At 63.9% G+C, this 14,072-nt stretch carries 13 protein-coding genes; 11 read left to right on the top strand and 2 right to left on the bottom strand.

Annotated elements, in window-relative coordinates; translation table 11 throughout:
• Positions 1 to 372: 372 nt before the first annotated feature.
• Positions 373 to 1,053 (top strand): response regulator transcription factor, encoded by a 681-nt coding sequence (locus tag V5B60_RS03980; RefSeq protein ID WP_332345728.1) that lies wholly within the window; start codon positions 373 to 375, stop codon positions 1,051 to 1,053.
• Positions 1,022 to 2,521, top strand: coding sequence for a sensor histidine kinase N-terminal domain-containing protein (locus tag V5B60_RS03975; protein WP_332345727.1), 1,500 nt, complete (start codon positions 1,022 to 1,024; stop codon positions 2,519 to 2,521). Before V5B60_RS03980 ends, V5B60_RS03975 begins: the two co-directional genes overlap by 32 nt.
• Positions 2,522 to 2,676: 155 nt before the next feature.
• On the opposite strand, the gene V5B60_RS03970 is transcribed toward V5B60_RS03975, so the two are convergent.
• Positions 2,677 to 3,588: a LysR family transcriptional regulator gene (locus V5B60_RS03970; RefSeq protein ID WP_332345726.1), complete on the bottom strand. Its 912-nt coding sequence runs from the start codon at positions 3,586 to 3,588 to the stop codon at positions 2,677 to 2,679.
• 117 nt (positions 3,589 to 3,705) lie between these two features.
• Between V5B60_RS03970 and V5B60_RS03965 the strand changes: the two genes are divergently transcribed.
• The 3 genes from V5B60_RS03965 to tkt all read left to right on the top strand — a co-directional run bounded on the left by V5B60_RS03965 (position 3,706) and on the right by tkt (position 7,938).
• On the top strand, positions 3,706 to 4,788 hold the full coding sequence (locus V5B60_RS03965) for a class 1 fructose-bisphosphatase (protein WP_332345725.1): 1,083 nt from the start codon (positions 3,706 to 3,708) through the stop codon (positions 4,786 to 4,788).
• 200 nt (positions 4,789 to 4,988) lie between these two features.
• Positions 4,989 to 5,864 (top strand): phosphoribulokinase, encoded by an 876-nt coding sequence (locus V5B60_RS03960; protein ID WP_332345724.1) that lies wholly within the window; start codon positions 4,989 to 4,991, stop codon positions 5,862 to 5,864.
• A 52-nt stretch (positions 5,865 to 5,916) separates the two neighbouring features.
• Entirely contained in the window at positions 5,917 to 7,938 is a 2,022-nt protein-coding gene (tkt, locus tag V5B60_RS03955) for a transketolase (protein ID WP_332345723.1), read from the top strand.
• A 29-nt stretch (positions 7,939 to 7,967) separates the two neighbouring features.
• Here tkt and V5B60_RS03950 read toward each other — a convergent pair whose 3' ends face one another.
• Positions 7,968 to 9,155, bottom strand: coding sequence for a cation diffusion facilitator family transporter (locus V5B60_RS03950; RefSeq protein WP_332345722.1), 1,188 nt, complete (start codon positions 9,153 to 9,155; stop codon positions 7,968 to 7,970).
• Positions 9,156 to 9,405: 250 nt separating this feature from the next.
• Here V5B60_RS03950 and V5B60_RS03945 point away from each other — a divergent pair, with 250 nt between their 5' ends.
• From V5B60_RS03945 to V5B60_RS03920, 6 genes are all read left to right on the top strand, one after another.
• Entirely contained in the window at positions 9,406 to 9,927 is a 522-nt protein-coding gene (locus V5B60_RS03945; protein ID WP_332345720.1) for a GNAT family N-acetyltransferase, read from the top strand.
• A 6-nt stretch (positions 9,928 to 9,933) separates the two neighbouring features.
• Positions 9,934 to 10,764 (top strand): diaminopimelate epimerase, encoded by an 831-nt coding sequence (gene dapF, locus V5B60_RS03940; protein ID WP_332345718.1) that lies wholly within the window; start codon positions 9,934 to 9,936, stop codon positions 10,762 to 10,764.
• Positions 10,761 to 11,414 (top strand): DUF484 family protein, encoded by a 654-nt coding sequence (locus tag V5B60_RS03935; RefSeq protein ID WP_332345716.1) that lies wholly within the window; start codon positions 10,761 to 10,763, stop codon positions 11,412 to 11,414. The genes dapF and V5B60_RS03935 overlap by 4 nt, the downstream gene beginning before the upstream one ends.
• A 34-nt stretch (positions 11,415 to 11,448) precedes the next feature.
• Entirely contained in the window at positions 11,449 to 12,363 is a 915-nt protein-coding gene (xerC, locus tag V5B60_RS03930; protein WP_332345715.1) for a tyrosine recombinase XerC, read from the top strand.
• A gap of 3 nt (positions 12,364 to 12,366) precedes the next feature.
• Complete coding sequence (locus tag V5B60_RS03925; protein ID WP_332345714.1) at positions 12,367 to 12,654, top strand: DUF1330 domain-containing protein; 288 nt, start codon at positions 12,367 to 12,369, stop codon at positions 12,652 to 12,654.
• A gap of 1,158 nt (positions 12,655 to 13,812) precedes the next feature.
• Positions 13,813 to 14,064, top strand: a complete 252-nt coding sequence (locus V5B60_RS03920) for an acyl carrier protein (protein WP_332345713.1) — start codon at positions 13,813 to 13,815, stop codon at positions 14,062 to 14,064.
• Positions 14,065 to 14,072: the final 8 nt, after the last annotated feature.

Here is a 14,072-nt window from a genome sequence, read left to right as displayed (position 1 = left end):
GTCTAGCCCTCCTTTGCGAAAGCCTTTTTTTGCGGTGGCCGTCAAGCCTTGCTACGACTGGGCTGCGCGGGTCATGCTTCAGGGCTGCGGTGGCGATCGGTCCACCATTGCAGCAGCCAGTGAGCGAATTTTTGCTACACTCCGGCGGTGGACCGGCAGGCAGAATTGGCCACCCCCATCCTGCTTCGGCAGGATCAGGCTGAGTTCGAGAACCCGAAAAAAGGTGGCGGGGAGCACCTGGTGCAGTATCAGGTGCTCCCCGAGTTCGGGCTGAAGCCGGAACTCCAAGACCATAAAAGGAGAACAGCATGCGCAGTCTAGGATGGCGGGCTTACAGACAGCTTACGGACGTGGCCGCGGGGGCTTGATGCCATGCGCATTCTGCTGGCCGAAGACGACAGGATCATTGCCGATGGTCTCTGCCGCTCCCTGCGCCATGGTGGCTATGCGGTCGACTGTGCCGACAACGGTATCGACGCGGAGACGGCGCTATTGACAAATACCTATGATCTCCTGATTCTTGACCTTGGCCTGCCCAAGCTGCCCGGCCTCGAAGTGCTGCGGCGGCTGCGGGCGCGCAAGGCGAACACGCCGGTGTTGATCCTGACCGCGCTGGACGCGATCGACGACCGGGTCAGGGGCCTCGACCTCGGTGCCGATGACTACATGGCGAAACCGTTCGAACTGGCCGAACTGGAGGCCCGCGTACGCGCGCTGAGTCGCCGCTCATCGGGGACGACGAGAGTAATGGAGTGCGGGACGCTGACCTTTGACCAGACCGACCGCTGCGCATTGGTCAATGGCGAGAGGCTCGATCTGTCTGCACGTGAACTAGGTATCCTGGAAATATTGTTGACCCGCGCCAACCGTCTCGTCAGCAAGGACCACCTCGTCGATCACCTGTGTGGCTGGGGCGAGGAAGTGAGCCACAATGCCATCGAGGTCTATGTTCACCGCCTGCGCCGCAAGCTGGAATCGACTGGTGTCAACATCATCACCATGCGCGGGCTCGGCTACTATCTTGAGAAGCCTGCGGACGAGAGAAGGCCCTGACATCCAGCGCTCGCTGTTCGGCGAAATTCTCGACTGGATGCTGGCGCCGCTGCTGTTCGTCTGGCCGATCAGCATCGCGCTGACACACTACTTTGCCAACAACGTCGCGAGCTATCCGTACGATCAGGCCTTGCGTGAGCACGTGGCGGCCCTCTCGCGGCAGGTCAGTTTCGTCGATGGTGAGGCGCATCTGGCGCTGCCCGGGCTGGCGGAGGTGTTTCTGCGGGCGGATGAGATCGACACCGTCTACTTCCACCTGCTGGATCCTGACGGCAGGCTGCTTGCAGGTGACCCCGAGTTGCCCGCCCCGGCGAACCCGGGCGGACTGGCGCGCGGCGAGTTCGGCGAAGCGCAACTGCGGGACGACGAGTACCGCGGCCAGCCGATGCGGATCGCCTACCTCTACCTGCCGCAGCCGGGAGAGCCGGGTGCATCGGGAGAACGTCGCGGGGTACTCCTCGAGGTTGGTGAGACGACCGAGAAGCGTGCGCAGCTGGCCAACAAGATCATCGCCAGCGTCATCGTGCCGCAGTTTGTCATCATTCCGCTGGCCGTCGTCCTGGTGTGGTTCGGGTTGTCACAGGGCCTGCGCCCGCTGACGCGGCTGCGCAACCGTATCGAAGCGCGCCGCGAGGCCGACCTGTCACCGATCTCGCTCGGCCGCGTTCCGGAGGAACTGCGGCCGCTTACCGAAGCATTCAACTCCATCCTTGCCCGCATGCAGCAGAACGTCAGTGCCCAGCGGCGCTTCATCGCCGACGCCGCGCACCAGATGCGGACTCCCCTGACAGGACTGAAGACGCAGGCGCAGCTGGCGATGCGTGAGACCGATCCAGGCGAACTGAAGCATGCGCTCAGGCAGATTCTGACGGGGGCTGATCGCGCCTCGCATCTGGTCGATCAACTACTCGCTCTGGCCCGCGCCGAAGCCAGCGATCGTGCTCCGCACGCCCTGCTGACGCTGGACCTCGATCATCTGTTGCGCGAGGTCGTCGAAACCTGGGTCCTCCGTGCACTCGAGAAGCGCATCGACCTTGGCTACGAGCATGCCGGCAAGGTGCTGATTGACGGCAATGCCTTCCTGCTGCGTGAGATGATCAACAATCTGCTGGACAACGCGCTGCGCTACACGCCGGTCGGCGGGCGGGTCACCGCCAGGGTCGCCGCCCTTGGTGATTTCGTCGTGCTCGAGATCGAGGACAGTGGGCCGGGGATTTCCGAGGACGAGTCACTCAAGGTGTTTGACCGCTTCTACCGCGGCGAAGGAACCGGCGTGGAAGGTAGCGGCCTCGGTTTGGCGATTGTCCGCGAGATCGCGGAGGTTCACAAGGCGGCGGCGAGCTTGCGGCCGAAAGCGCGCGGTGTTGCCGAAGGGGAAGCGGACGGTTGTGTCGCCCGCATCGTCTTTCCCGCCCACCGCCCGCCGCGGCAGCCGGTGCAGGAACCGGTGCAGACGGGTTTCGCCTGAGATGTCGTGCATGTCGACGAATCTTCGCTGTCGCGAGCGGCCCGCAATCAAGGGGCGAGCCAACGACACCACCGACCGGTTTGGAGGACCCGTCATCCTTGCACGTTCCCCTGCGGCATCGCCGGCTGGCCGACGATGCCGCGAGCCGGGGCAGCTCAGGCCAGTGTGCGCAGGTAAGCCGGAGCACACTCGATGACGAATTCCCAGAATGCTCCCAGCGCCGGAGTCAGATGTTTGCTCTTGTGACGGACGATGTGCCAGCGACGCATGACCGGGGTGCCCTCAACATCGAGAACATGCAGCCGGCCGGCAGCCAGCTCGAGGCCAAGGGTATGGGCCGAGATGAAGCTGATCCCCAGACCAGCCACGACGGCCTGCTTGATTGCTTCATTGCTGGCCATTTCCATGCCGATTCGGGGTCGGATCGCGTGTTCGTGAAAGAACTCTTCCATTGCCGAGCGCGTACCCGATCCCGCCTCGCGGACGATCAGCGTCTCGTCTGCGAGGTCCTCGACCGCCAGGCCGGGAGCACCGACGAGGGGGTGTTCCCTGCCGGCGACGATCACCAGCGGATGTGGTGCGAAGGCGATGGCAATGGCGTCCAGGTCCGCTGGAGGGCGCCCCATGATCGCCAGGTCCACCTCGTTGTTGGCGAGCAGACGACTGACCGTTGCACGGTTGTCGATCAGCAGGCGAAGGCGGACGTCGGCTTGCGCCTTGCGGAATTCGGCCAGCAGACCCGGGGCAAAGTACTCCGCCGTACTGGCGACGGCGACCGCAATTCGCCCACCCTTGAGTCCCTTGAGTGCCAGCAGGGCCTCGTCCGCCTCCTTCAGTGACTGCAGGATCTGGCGGGTGTGAGCGAGCAGGATTTCGCCCGCTTCGGTGAGAAACACCCGCTTGCCAATTCTCTCGAAGAGCAGCGTGCCGCTCACATCCTCGAGTTGCTTGATCTGCAGGGATATCGCCGCATGTGTCAGATGCAGCTTCTCCGCTGCACGGGCAAAGGACAGATGGCTTGCGGCGACCGAGAAGATCTGGAGCTGGCGTATCGTGGCATTTCTCATCGATTAGCTTTCATTAAACAAACATGGAAGCATGTTTAACTTTAAGTTTTGTTGTGGGCCGCTAGAATGGGGCCCAGTCGCAGCCCGAGCTGAATTCGTGATTCCTGGAGCAAGCCCATGTTATGCGGACGGACCAACGTTAACAAGTTTCTCGTTGAAGAGCAGCGACGCAACCCGGCATTGATCGGTGACGTGTCGATGCTGATCAGCGATGTCGTGCGCTCCTGCAAGGCGATCGGCCAGGGCGTCTCGCGTGGTTCTCTGGCTGGCGTCCTTGGCGATGAGGGTAGCCGCAACGTGCAGGGCGAGGTGCAGAAGAAGCTCGACGTGCTTGCCAACCGGGCTTTCCTGCACCACTGCGAATGGGGTGGGCACCTGCGGGCGATGGCATCGGAGGAGATGGAAGACATCCACCCGATTCCCCCCGAACACCCTCGCGGCAACTACCTGTTGGTCTTCGACCCGCTCGACGGCTCCTCCAATATCGACGTCAATCTGTCGGTTGGCAGCATCTTCTCGATCCTCCGCTGTCCCGACCATGCCAGTGGGCAGCCGCCGACAGCAGCCGATTTCCTGCAGTGTGGCAGTCGTCAGGTGGCGGCCGGCTACGCGATCTACGGCCCGTCGACGATGCTCGTACTGACCGTCGGCAATGGCACCCACGGCTTCACCCTCAACCGCGACATTGGTGAGTTCCTCCTCACTCATCCCGATCTGGCGATCTCGCCCGACACCCGTGAGTTCGCGATCAACGCTTCCAACGAGCGTTTCTGGGAACCGCCGGTGCAACGCTACGTTGCCGAGTGCCTGCAAGGCATGAGCGGCGTCCGCGGCAAGGATTTCAACATGCGCTGGGTGGCATCGATGGTTGCCGAGGTGCACCGCATCCTGATGCGCGGCGGCGTCTTCATGTATCCCAGGGACAGCAAGGACCTGTCGAAACCCGGCCGCCTGCGTCTGCTGTATGAGGCCAATCCGATGGCGATGATCGTTGTCCAGGCCGGTGGCCAGGCTTCGACGGGCGACGAGCGGATCCTCGATGTGCAGCCGACCAGCCTGCACCAGCGCGTACCCGTGATTCTCGGTTCGCGCAATGAGGTTGAGCGGATCGAGCGTTACCATCGCGAGCATGCAAGCGGCGAGGACCAGCCGTTCCGCTCGCCTCTCTTCTCGACCCGGACCCTCTTCCGGGATGACTGAGCCGTTGTGATGAGAAATCATTGCGAGCAGTTCGGGATACCCGGTGCGCGCGAGCCGAAGACGGGGCGGATCGACCGACCCGACAAGGAGCGAGGTCATCGGCGACGTCGCTGACTGGCGGTGCAGCAGATTCATCAACAACCCACGGGGTCGCGGGCAGGAGTCCGGCGATCCCGAATCAACCCGCGGAGTCACTCCTCATGTCGATCAGGAATCCAGTCATCGCGATCACCGGTTCGTCCGGCGCCGGCACGACCTCGGTCACCCGCTCCTTCCAGCATATTTTCCGGCGTGAAGGACTGAACGCCGCGATCATCGAAGGTGACAGTTTCCACCGCTACGATCGCGAGGGAATGCGCAAGCAGATGGCCGAGCGCGCTCTCGCCGGCGACCATCATTTCAGCCATTTTGGCCCCGAGGCCAATCTGCTGGCCGAACTCGAGGGCCTGTTCCGCGACTACGGCGAGACGGGGCGCGGCAAGAGCCGCCACTACGTGCACGACGAAGACGAGGCCATGCGCTATGGTTCTCCACCGGGAACCTTTACCGACTGGGCCGAGCTGCCCGCCGCTACCGATCTGCTCTTCTACGAAGGGCTGCACGGCGCGGTCACGACCGACACCGTCGACGTCGGCCGCCATGTCGATCTCTGCGTCGGCGTCGTGCCGATCATCAACCTCGAGTGGATCCAGAAGCTCCACCGTGACAAGGCGCAGCGCGGTTACTCGACGGAAGCGGTGATGGACACCATCCTGCGCCGGATGCCGGATTACATCAACTACATCTGCCCGCAGTTCTCGCGCACGCACGTCAACTTTCAGCGCGTGCCGACCGTGGATACCTCGAATCCCTTCATCGCCCAGGACATTCCCACGCAGGATGAGAGCATGCTGGTGATCCGCTTTGCCAACCCGCGGGGGATCGACTTCTCCTACCTGTTGAGCATGTTGCACGATTCCTTCATGTCGCGGCCGAACATCATCGTCTGTCCCGGCGGCAAGATGGGGCTGGCGATGCAGATCGTGTTCACGCCGATGATCCTGCAACTCATGGACCGCAAGCGCCGGCATCGCTGACCGCAAGCCGTGTCAGTGCTCGTTCATGCCCTCGTCGAAGAAGGAGATCGTCTTGCCCACCGAATCCCGCAAGTTCCGCCGGCGCTGTGCCAACGCACTGCGTTTTCTCGCCATCGATGCCATCCATGTGGCGAACTCCGGTCACCCCGGGATGCCGATGGGCATGGCCGACATCGCAGAGGTGCTGTGGCGACGCCACCTCACGCACAATCCGGCCAATCCGGGCTGGGTGAACCGTGATCGGTTCGTCGTCTCCAACGGTCACGGGTCGATGCTGCTCTACGCCCTGTTGCATCTGTCTGGCTACGATCTGTCGATTGGTGACCTGCAGCGCTTCCGACAGCTGCATTCGAAGACACCCGGCCACCCCGAGTTCGGCGTGACGCCCGGCGTCGAAACCACTACCGGCCCGCTCGGCCAGGGTCTGGCCAACGCGGTCGGAATGGCCGTCGCCGAACGGTTGCTGGCGGAGAGCTTCAACCGCCCCGGACATTCGATCGTCGATCACCACACCTATGCCTTCGTCGGGGATGGCTGCCTGATGGAAGGCGTCTCGCATGAGGCATGTTCGCTGGCAGGGCGACTGTCACTGTCGAAGTTGATCGTCTTCTACGACGACAACGGAATCTCGATCGACGGTCACGTGCAACCCTGGTTCGCCGACGATACGGCCAAGCGCTTCGAAGCCTACGGCTGGCGCGTGCTGCCCCACTGCGATGGCCACGACGTCGATTCGATCGAAGCCGCGATTCGCGTCGCCAGGACCGCCACCGGGCGACCGACGCTGATCTGCTGCAAGACGATGATTGGTTTTGGCTCACCAAACAAGGGTGGTACGCACGACGTTCACGGCGCCCCACTGGGCTCCAACGAGATCGCCAACACGCGACGCCAGCTCGAGTGGCCGTATCCTGCCTTCGAGGTTCCGGCCGACGTGCGGGCGGGTTGGGATGCACGGGGCAAGGGCGAAGCAGCCGAGTATGCGTGGGACGCCGCTTTCGCCGCCTATCGCGACGCCTTTCCGGAACTGGCACGCGAGTTCGAGCGTCGGATGCGGGGCGATCTTCCTGCCGACTGGGATGCGCGCGTGGCAGCGCTGCTTGCCCGTTGCTCGGGGCAGGCAGCCGCGGTCGCGACACGCAAGGCATCGCAGGATGCCATCGAGGACCTTGCTTCGGCCCTGCCTGAACTGCTTGGCGGTTCGGCGGACCTGACCGGTTCGAACCTCTGCAACTGGACTGGAACCAGATCCGCCAACCGCGAGGCCGCCGGCAACTACATCAACTATGGCGTGCGCGAGTTCGCGATGACGGCAATCGCCAACGGCATAGCGCTGCACGGCGGCTTCATCCCCTATACGGCGACCTTCCTCGTCTTCTCGGATTATGCGCGCAACGCCATCCGTCTCGCAGCCCTGATGAAGCAGCGGCAGGTGATGGTCTACACGCACGACTCGATCGGACTGGGCGAGGATGGTCCGACACACCAGCCGATCGAGCAGGCTGCGTCGCTGCGTCTGATCCCGGGGCTCGATGTCTGGCGTCCGGCCGATTCCGTCGAGACTGCCGTTGCCTGGGTCGCCGCCCTCGAGCGTGGCGACGGTCCTTCGTGCCTTCTTCTCTCGCGCCAGAACCTGCCGGCCCTGCCGCGACCACCGGAGCAGGTTGCCGACATCCGGCGTGGCGGCTATGTCCTGCGCGAAGCGGCAGACGGTGATGCGCGACTGGTACTGCTGGCGACGGGCTCAGAGGTCAGTCTCGTTCTGGAGGCACAGGCTGTGCTGTTGCAGCAGGGCATCCCGGTTCGTGTCGTCGCCATGCCCTGCAGCGAGCGTTTCGACCGGCAGCTGCCAGCGTATCGTCGCCAGGTGCTGCCGTTGGCGACGCCGATACTGGCCGTCGAGGCTGGGCATCCCGACCTGTGGTGGAAGTATGTGGGCACGGCTGGCGCGGTGATCGGCATCGACCGTTTTGGCGAATCGGCGCCGGCGGCCGATCTTTACCGGTTTTTCGGCATTACCGTGGACGCGATCGTGGCACGCGCGCGCAGTTTGTCCGGCTGGGCTCCTGGCTGACACCCTGCTGCCCGTCCGCCTGTGGGCTTTCAGCGGCTGCCGACGAAGGTCCGCAGTCGCTGATTCAGGCTCAGGGAACCGACCTGCGGCAGATCTGCCAGAACCGCGGCGACGTCCGCCTCGAGCCTGGCCAGGACGACGCTGTCCGTGGACATGCCGGCGGCCAGAAGGATCTCGACCTCGACCCGGCCCCCGAGATAGTGCAGTACGACTTGCTCCGGGGCGGGGAGACCGACGAAAGCGGGGGCCAGATGCTTCACCAGTTCGTCGCGGTCGGGCAGCCCATGGCTTGCCAGGTCATGATCCAGGTCGTCCTCGACGTCCACATGGACGAGGACGTCCGCCACTGCCGAGTGGCTCTCGAGCACCCGTTCGCGCGTCATCTCGGCGATCCGGTGCCCTTCCGAGACGCTGACCCGAGGCTCGACACAGACGTGGGCATCGACCAGCGAACGATGCGCCATGCGCCTCGTCCGCAGTTCGTGCAGGCTGCTGACGCCGGGGGTATCGACAATGACCTGGCGGATGCTGTTGACCTCGTCGATCGACAACCCGGTGTCGATCAGTTCCTGTACCGCCTCCCAGGCGAACACCGTTCCCATGCGGACGATCATGAAACCGACGATCACGGCGGCAACCGAGTCGGCGAAGGTATAGCCGAGAAGATTGCCAACGATGCCGATGGCAACAACGAGCGACGATGCCGCATCCGAGCGGGCATGCCAGGCGTTGGAGATCAGCATGGGTGACCGCAGCCTCTCGCCGACCTGCAGCATGTAGCGGAACAGTCCTTCCTTGGCGGCCAGCGCCACGATCGCGGTCCATAACGCCATTGGTGCCACCGGCGGCAGGTCCTCGAGCGACTGCAGCTTGACGCCGGCACTCCATATGATTCCCGCGCCGGTCAGCGCCAGGATGGCACCCAGTGCGAAGGAGGCTGCGGTTTCGATCCGCGCATGGCCGTAAGGGTGGCTTTCGTCAGCAGGATCCTTGCTGTGATGCGCCGCGAACAGGACGAGAAAGTCGCAGACGAGGTCGGAAAGCGAGTGCAGTCCGTCAGCGATCAGGCCTTGCGAGTGGGCAACGATGCCCGCAACGACCTGTGCGCCGGTCAGCAGAATGTTCACCAGGACACTGACCCAGGTTACCCGTTGCGTCATGGCGTGTCGCTCAGGGTGGTCGTAGGCAACCGCCGGTTCGTCGTCCACGATGCTCATGTGCCCCTCCCTCGTCGTTGATTTTCGCGGGCGATTCTACAGTCGATGGTGCGGCATGTCTCGTCGTGACACGGCCGCAGCTACCGTGGGTCGCTTCCGGGCCGGCAGTCTCGCTGCTCGACGTTAATGCGGGCTTAAGGCGAAAGCCCGTCTCCGTTACAATCGCGAACTTTGACCGGGACCGGCGAAGCGCGGTGTTCCCCCTTGCATCGCCTTCTCTTGCCCAACGCACACTTTCGGCGGAACTTCAATGAATGTCCTGATCACACCGGTCAGCGTGGCCGACGTCGACTCGCTGGTCGCCCTGGCGCGGCAGGTCTGGCAACGGACCTACCCGGGGATCATCAGCCAGGAGCAGATCGATTACATGCTTGCACAGCGCTACGGCCGGGACCGCCTGCTGGCCGAACTGGAGGAGCCGGGAATCTGGTGGGACAAGGCGACGGTGGGCGGTTGCCTGGCGGCCTTTTCATCTTGCATCGCCATGGCTGGCGGGAGTGAGATGAAACTCGACAAGCTTTACGTCGACCCGCTGCGGCAGCATGGTGGCATCGGTGGCCGGCTGATCGAGGAGGTCGAACGCCACGCCTGCGCCGCCGACTGCCGGACACTCATCCTGGCCGTCAACAAGCGCAACGAGGCAGCCATTGCGGCCTACCGCCGGTACGGTTTCGTTGTCCGCGATTCCGTCTGTGTCGACATTGGCCACGGCTTCGTCATGGACGACTTTATAATGTCCAAGTCACTGCCGCCTGCGGCAGCTTCCCTGTGAACGCCAATGCTGCTTCCCTTCGTCAAGATGCATGGTCTCGGCAACGATTTCGTCGTCCTTGACGGTGTGCGCCAGTCGCTCGAGTTGACCCGGGCGCAGTTGCGCCGGCTCGCCGACCGTCATTTCGGCATCGGCTGCGATCAGGTGCTGCTCGTCGAGGCGCCGACAAGGCCCGGGGCGGACTTCCGCTATCGGATCTTCAATGCCGATGGTGGTGAGGTCGAACAGTGCGGCAACGGGGCCCGCTGTTTCGTCCGCTTCGTGCACGAGCAGGGGCTGACGACGCGACGCCAGATCCGCGTCGAGACGATCAGTGGCATGATCGTCCCGTGCCTCGAAGACGACGGTTCGATCACTGTCGACATGGGGCCGCCGGAGTTCGCAGCGGACCGGATTCCGTTCGTCAGCGACGTGGATGACATTTTACAGCCCCTCCAGCTCGCCGACGAGGAGATCATGATCACCGCCGTTGGCATGGGCAATCCGCACGCCGTGCAGCTCGTCGACGATATCGACAAGGCACCGGTCGAGCGCCAGGGTCCGGCCATCGAGTTTCATCCGCGCTTCCCGCAACGTGTCAACGCCGGTTTCATGCAGGTGAGCGACCGCCACTCGATTCGCTTGCGGGTCCATGAACGCGGTGCCGGCGAAACGCTGGCCTGTGGTACCGGTGCCTGTGCGGCGGCAGTGGCCGGAATCGCGCGCGGTCTGCTGGATTCCCCCGTCCGAGTCGCCATGCGAGGAGGTGAGCTGCTGGTCGCCTGGTCGGGCAAGGATGCTCCGGTGTTCATGACCGGGCCGGCAGTTACAGTCTTCAAGGGAGAGATCGAGTTATGAGAGCGGAAGAGGTCGCGCGCTACCTGCAGGACAATCCACATTTCTTCGAGCAACACGCCGATCTGGTGGCCAACATCGTCGTGCCGCACCCACACGGTGGTCGGGCAATCTCGATCACCGAGCGACAGATGCTCGCGCTGCGCGACAAGAACAGGCAGTTAGAGGGCAAGATGGGCGAGCTGCTGCAGTTCGGCGAGGAGAACGATGTGCTTGGCGCCAAGATGCATCGGTTGGCGACCGGGATGATCGTGGCGCGGAGCTTCCAGGCGGTGCTGCACACCCTCAACCTCCATCTGCGCGATGACTTTGCCGTACCGCATGTTGCCGTACGTCTCTGGCGGCACCCCGAGGGCCACGAGGAATTGCCGGAGTTTGCGGAGGTCAGTGAGGAACTGCAGGCTTTCGCCGAGACTCTGGTGCAACCGTTCTGCGGTTCGACCAGTGGCTTCGAAACCTCGTCCTGGTTCGGGGAAGCGGCCACGCACGTGCGTTCGCAGGGACTGATCGCGATCCGGGATGGCGGCGCCACGCGGGGCATGATCGCGCTTGGCAGTGAGGATTCCGCGCGCTTCTACGCCGGAATGGGAACGATCTACCTCGAGCGTCTCGGCGAGATGGCAGCGGCAGCGTTGGCACGCGTCCTTGGCTGAAGGCGTCCGCACTGGTTCCGACAGGGTGTCCTGAATGACCGCGGGTGAGAACGCGGCGAGTGTTCGCTCCTACCTCGAAGAACTCGCACAGCAACGGCGATCATCGGTGCATACGGTCAGAAGCTACCGTCACGACCTCGAACTGCTTTGCCGCTTGCTCGGCGAACTGCCCGGCGAAGCCAGTCTGGCCAGCCTGCAGCCGCATCACATACGCCGTTTCGTCGCGCAGTTGCACACGCGTGGGCTTGGCGGCCGGTCGCTGGGACGTACGTTGTCCGCGTGGCGTGGTTTCTATCGCTGGCTTGGCCAGCGCGGACAGGTGAACCACAACCCGGTCGATGGTGTCCGCCCGCCGAAGAGTCCGCAGGCGCTGCCCAAGGTGCTTTCGCCCGACGAAGCGAACCGGCTTCTTGCGGCAGAGAGCGAAAACCTGCTGCAACTGCGCGATCAGGCAATCTTCGAGCTGTTCTATTCGTCCGGGCTGCGCCTGGCCGAGTTGGCCGGGCTCGATCTGTCATGCCTCGAAGAGCTGCTGGGCGGAGAGGTGCGGGTGCTCGGCAAGCGCAACAAGCTGCGCATCGTGCCTGTCGGCAGCAGGGCGAGGCGGGCGGTCGCAGATTGGGCGGCGCAGCGCTCGAGGCTGGCGGCGGAAGGCGAAGCAGCCCTCTTCGTCAGCCAGCGTGGCACGCGCCTTGGTGTGCGCATGATCCAGCTGCGCCTGCAGCGCCGTGGTCTGGCGCAGGGTCTGCTTGCCCGTGTGCATCCGCACATGTTGCGCCATTCCTTCGCCTCGCATGTCCTGCAATCCTCGGGAGATCTCCGTGCCGTGCAGGAGATGCTCGGTCATGCCAGCATTTCCTCGACGCAGGTCTATACGCACCTCGACTTCCAGCACCTGGCCGCCGTCTACGATCAGGCACATCCGCGTGCCAAGCGCAAGCCGAGCTGAACGGTGAGCAAAGTCATCGGCCTGATACGGATCATCGAGCCAACGGCATTCGAGGCCTATCGCGGCGAAGTGGGCAGGACCGTTGCGGAGTTTGGCGGCCGAATCCGCTTCCGCGGATCGGTGACACAGGTGTTCTGGAACGAACTGGGCTGCGAAGGCTTCGAGGCAGTGGTCGAACTCGAGTTCGAACGACTCGAGGACGCGCAGGCATGGGCGACCAGCGAAAGCTATCGCACGCTGCTGGAGGTGCGAAGCAGGGCCATGCGAGTGACGCTGTTTGCGGCCGAGTAGCTCCTGCTGCTGCTTCCGGCGCTTGCTGAGCCAGCTTCAGCCCTTGTTCCAGGGTGCCAAGAGGCTGCGGTGTTCTTGGTCGCGCATGATGCGGCAGGTGCCAGAAAGCGGTCGCCAGCGCGCCCGGATATGGGCTGCGAGCGCGTGAGCTGCCGGCTGTTCATGTGCATGGGCCGGTGATGAGCAGTCGAGCAACGCGGCCGAGTGGCCGCGCTACCCCAGAGTCACTCGGGTCACCCCTGGCCGCCGTGCCGGCTGCGCCCGCGATTGAAGCGCCACCGCCGGCGCTCCCTGTCCTGCTCCCTCGGTGGCTGACGGGCACGGGAGCGTCGGCCAGCAGGCCCACGCTTGTTCGGGAGGGTGGGAGTTGCGCTGCGCGAGACGATCAGGCGGGCGAAGCCGGATCACCCTTGGGCCCAGGTGACCCTTTCGGCCCGGTTGCCCCCTTGGCACCGGCCGGTCCGGGCGGACCTTCCCCGCCTTGCGGCCCCGCCGGACCAGCCGGACCAGCCGGACCAGCCGGACCAGGCGGTCCCGGGTCGCCTTTGGCTCCGCTTGGACCGGTCTTGCCTTGTGGGCCAGCTGGTCCGCGACTTCCCGGCGGTCCAGGAGGACCCTCCTTGAGCTTGAGTTGCGCGAGCTCTCCCTCGATTGCCGCGACTCGATCGTGCAGGGCCTGCAACGGATCAACGGTAGATGCTTCGTGGGACGCGGCCTTGGCTGCCGCAGACTTCTTCCCGTCCTTCTTCTTCGACATCTGTGGTCTCCTCTCATCAACAGGGTGCGCGGAGCAGCGCTGGGAAAGTCTCCGCTGCGGACTACAACATGGAAACCCGAGCCGGTCAACGGCCTGCTGTCTGTCATTTTCGATGCTGGGCAGCTATGACGTCGGTTTTGCTGCCGCTGCCTCCTGGAAGCGGTGTTCGGCGGCAGGTTGAACGCAGTCTCGGACCCCGGCATGCCTGGGCCGCCTGCATGAGGATGATCTTCCGGTGGTCACCGCCGTTTCAGGGAAAGCTTGTCGAGCGGACCGGTTCCGCCGTGCGTGCCGGTTGGACCGTGAGGTATCGCACGGAGCCCGCTGCCCGCCTCGGTATAATCGACTCTGAAAACCTGCCGCAGGCGAGGCTGGTGAGCGTTGAACGCACTGGAGACGAAATGGATATCAAAAGCGAGGTGGTTTCAGTTCTTGACGAGGTCTTGAGCCTGAATGGCAGGGCTCGGTCCTTTTCGCTCGATACTCCGCTGCTGGGTGCGCTTCCCGAGCTCGACTCGATGGCGGTGGTGGCGTTGATCACGAATCTGGAGGAACGCTTCGGCTTCTGCGTCGACGACGACGAGATGGACGGTTCGGTTTTTGCTTCTCTGGCAAGTCTGGTCGATTTCGTCACTCGCAAGATGGGCGGCTGAACTCGCCT

The sequence above is a fragment of the Accumulibacter sp. genome (genome assembly GCF_036625195.1).
Taxonomy (GTDB): domain Bacteria; phylum Pseudomonadota; class Gammaproteobacteria; order Burkholderiales; family Rhodocyclaceae; genus Accumulibacter.
This window is presented reverse-complemented; position numbering and strand designations above follow the sequence as displayed.

Bases quoted from the DNA above. Each gene is read 5' to 3' on its own strand.
- dapF (WP_332345718.1), top strand. From the start codon at position 9,934: ATGCTGCTTCCCTTCGTCAAGATGCATGGTCTCGGCAACGATTTCGTC.
- xerC (WP_332345715.1), top strand. From the start codon at position 11,449: ATGACCGCGGGTGAGAACGCGGCGAGTGTTCGCTCCTACCTCGAAGAA.
- V5B60_RS03980 (WP_332345728.1), top strand. From the start codon at position 373: ATGCGCATTCTGCTGGCCGAAGACGACAGGATCATTGCCGATGGTCTC.
- V5B60_RS03935 (WP_332345716.1), top strand. From the start codon at position 10,761: ATGAGAGCGGAAGAGGTCGCGCGCTACCTGCAGGACAATCCACATTTC.
- V5B60_RS03920 (WP_332345713.1), top strand. From the start codon at position 13,813: ATGGATATCAAAAGCGAGGTGGTTTCAGTTCTTGACGAGGTCTTGAGC.
- V5B60_RS03965 (WP_332345725.1), top strand. From the start codon at position 3,706: ATGTTATGCGGACGGACCAACGTTAACAAGTTTCTCGTTGAAGAGCAG.
- V5B60_RS03950 (WP_332345722.1), bottom strand. From the start codon at position 9,155: ATGAGCATCGTGGACGACGAACCGGCGGTTGCCTACGACCACCCTGAG.
- V5B60_RS03970 (WP_332345726.1), bottom strand. From the start codon at position 3,588: ATGAGAAATGCCACGATACGCCAGCTCCAGATCTTCTCGGTCGCCGCA.
- V5B60_RS03960 (WP_332345724.1), top strand. From the start codon at position 4,989: ATGTCGATCAGGAATCCAGTCATCGCGATCACCGGTTCGTCCGGCGCC.
- V5B60_RS03945 (WP_332345720.1), top strand. From the start codon at position 9,406: ATGAATGTCCTGATCACACCGGTCAGCGTGGCCGACGTCGACTCGCTG.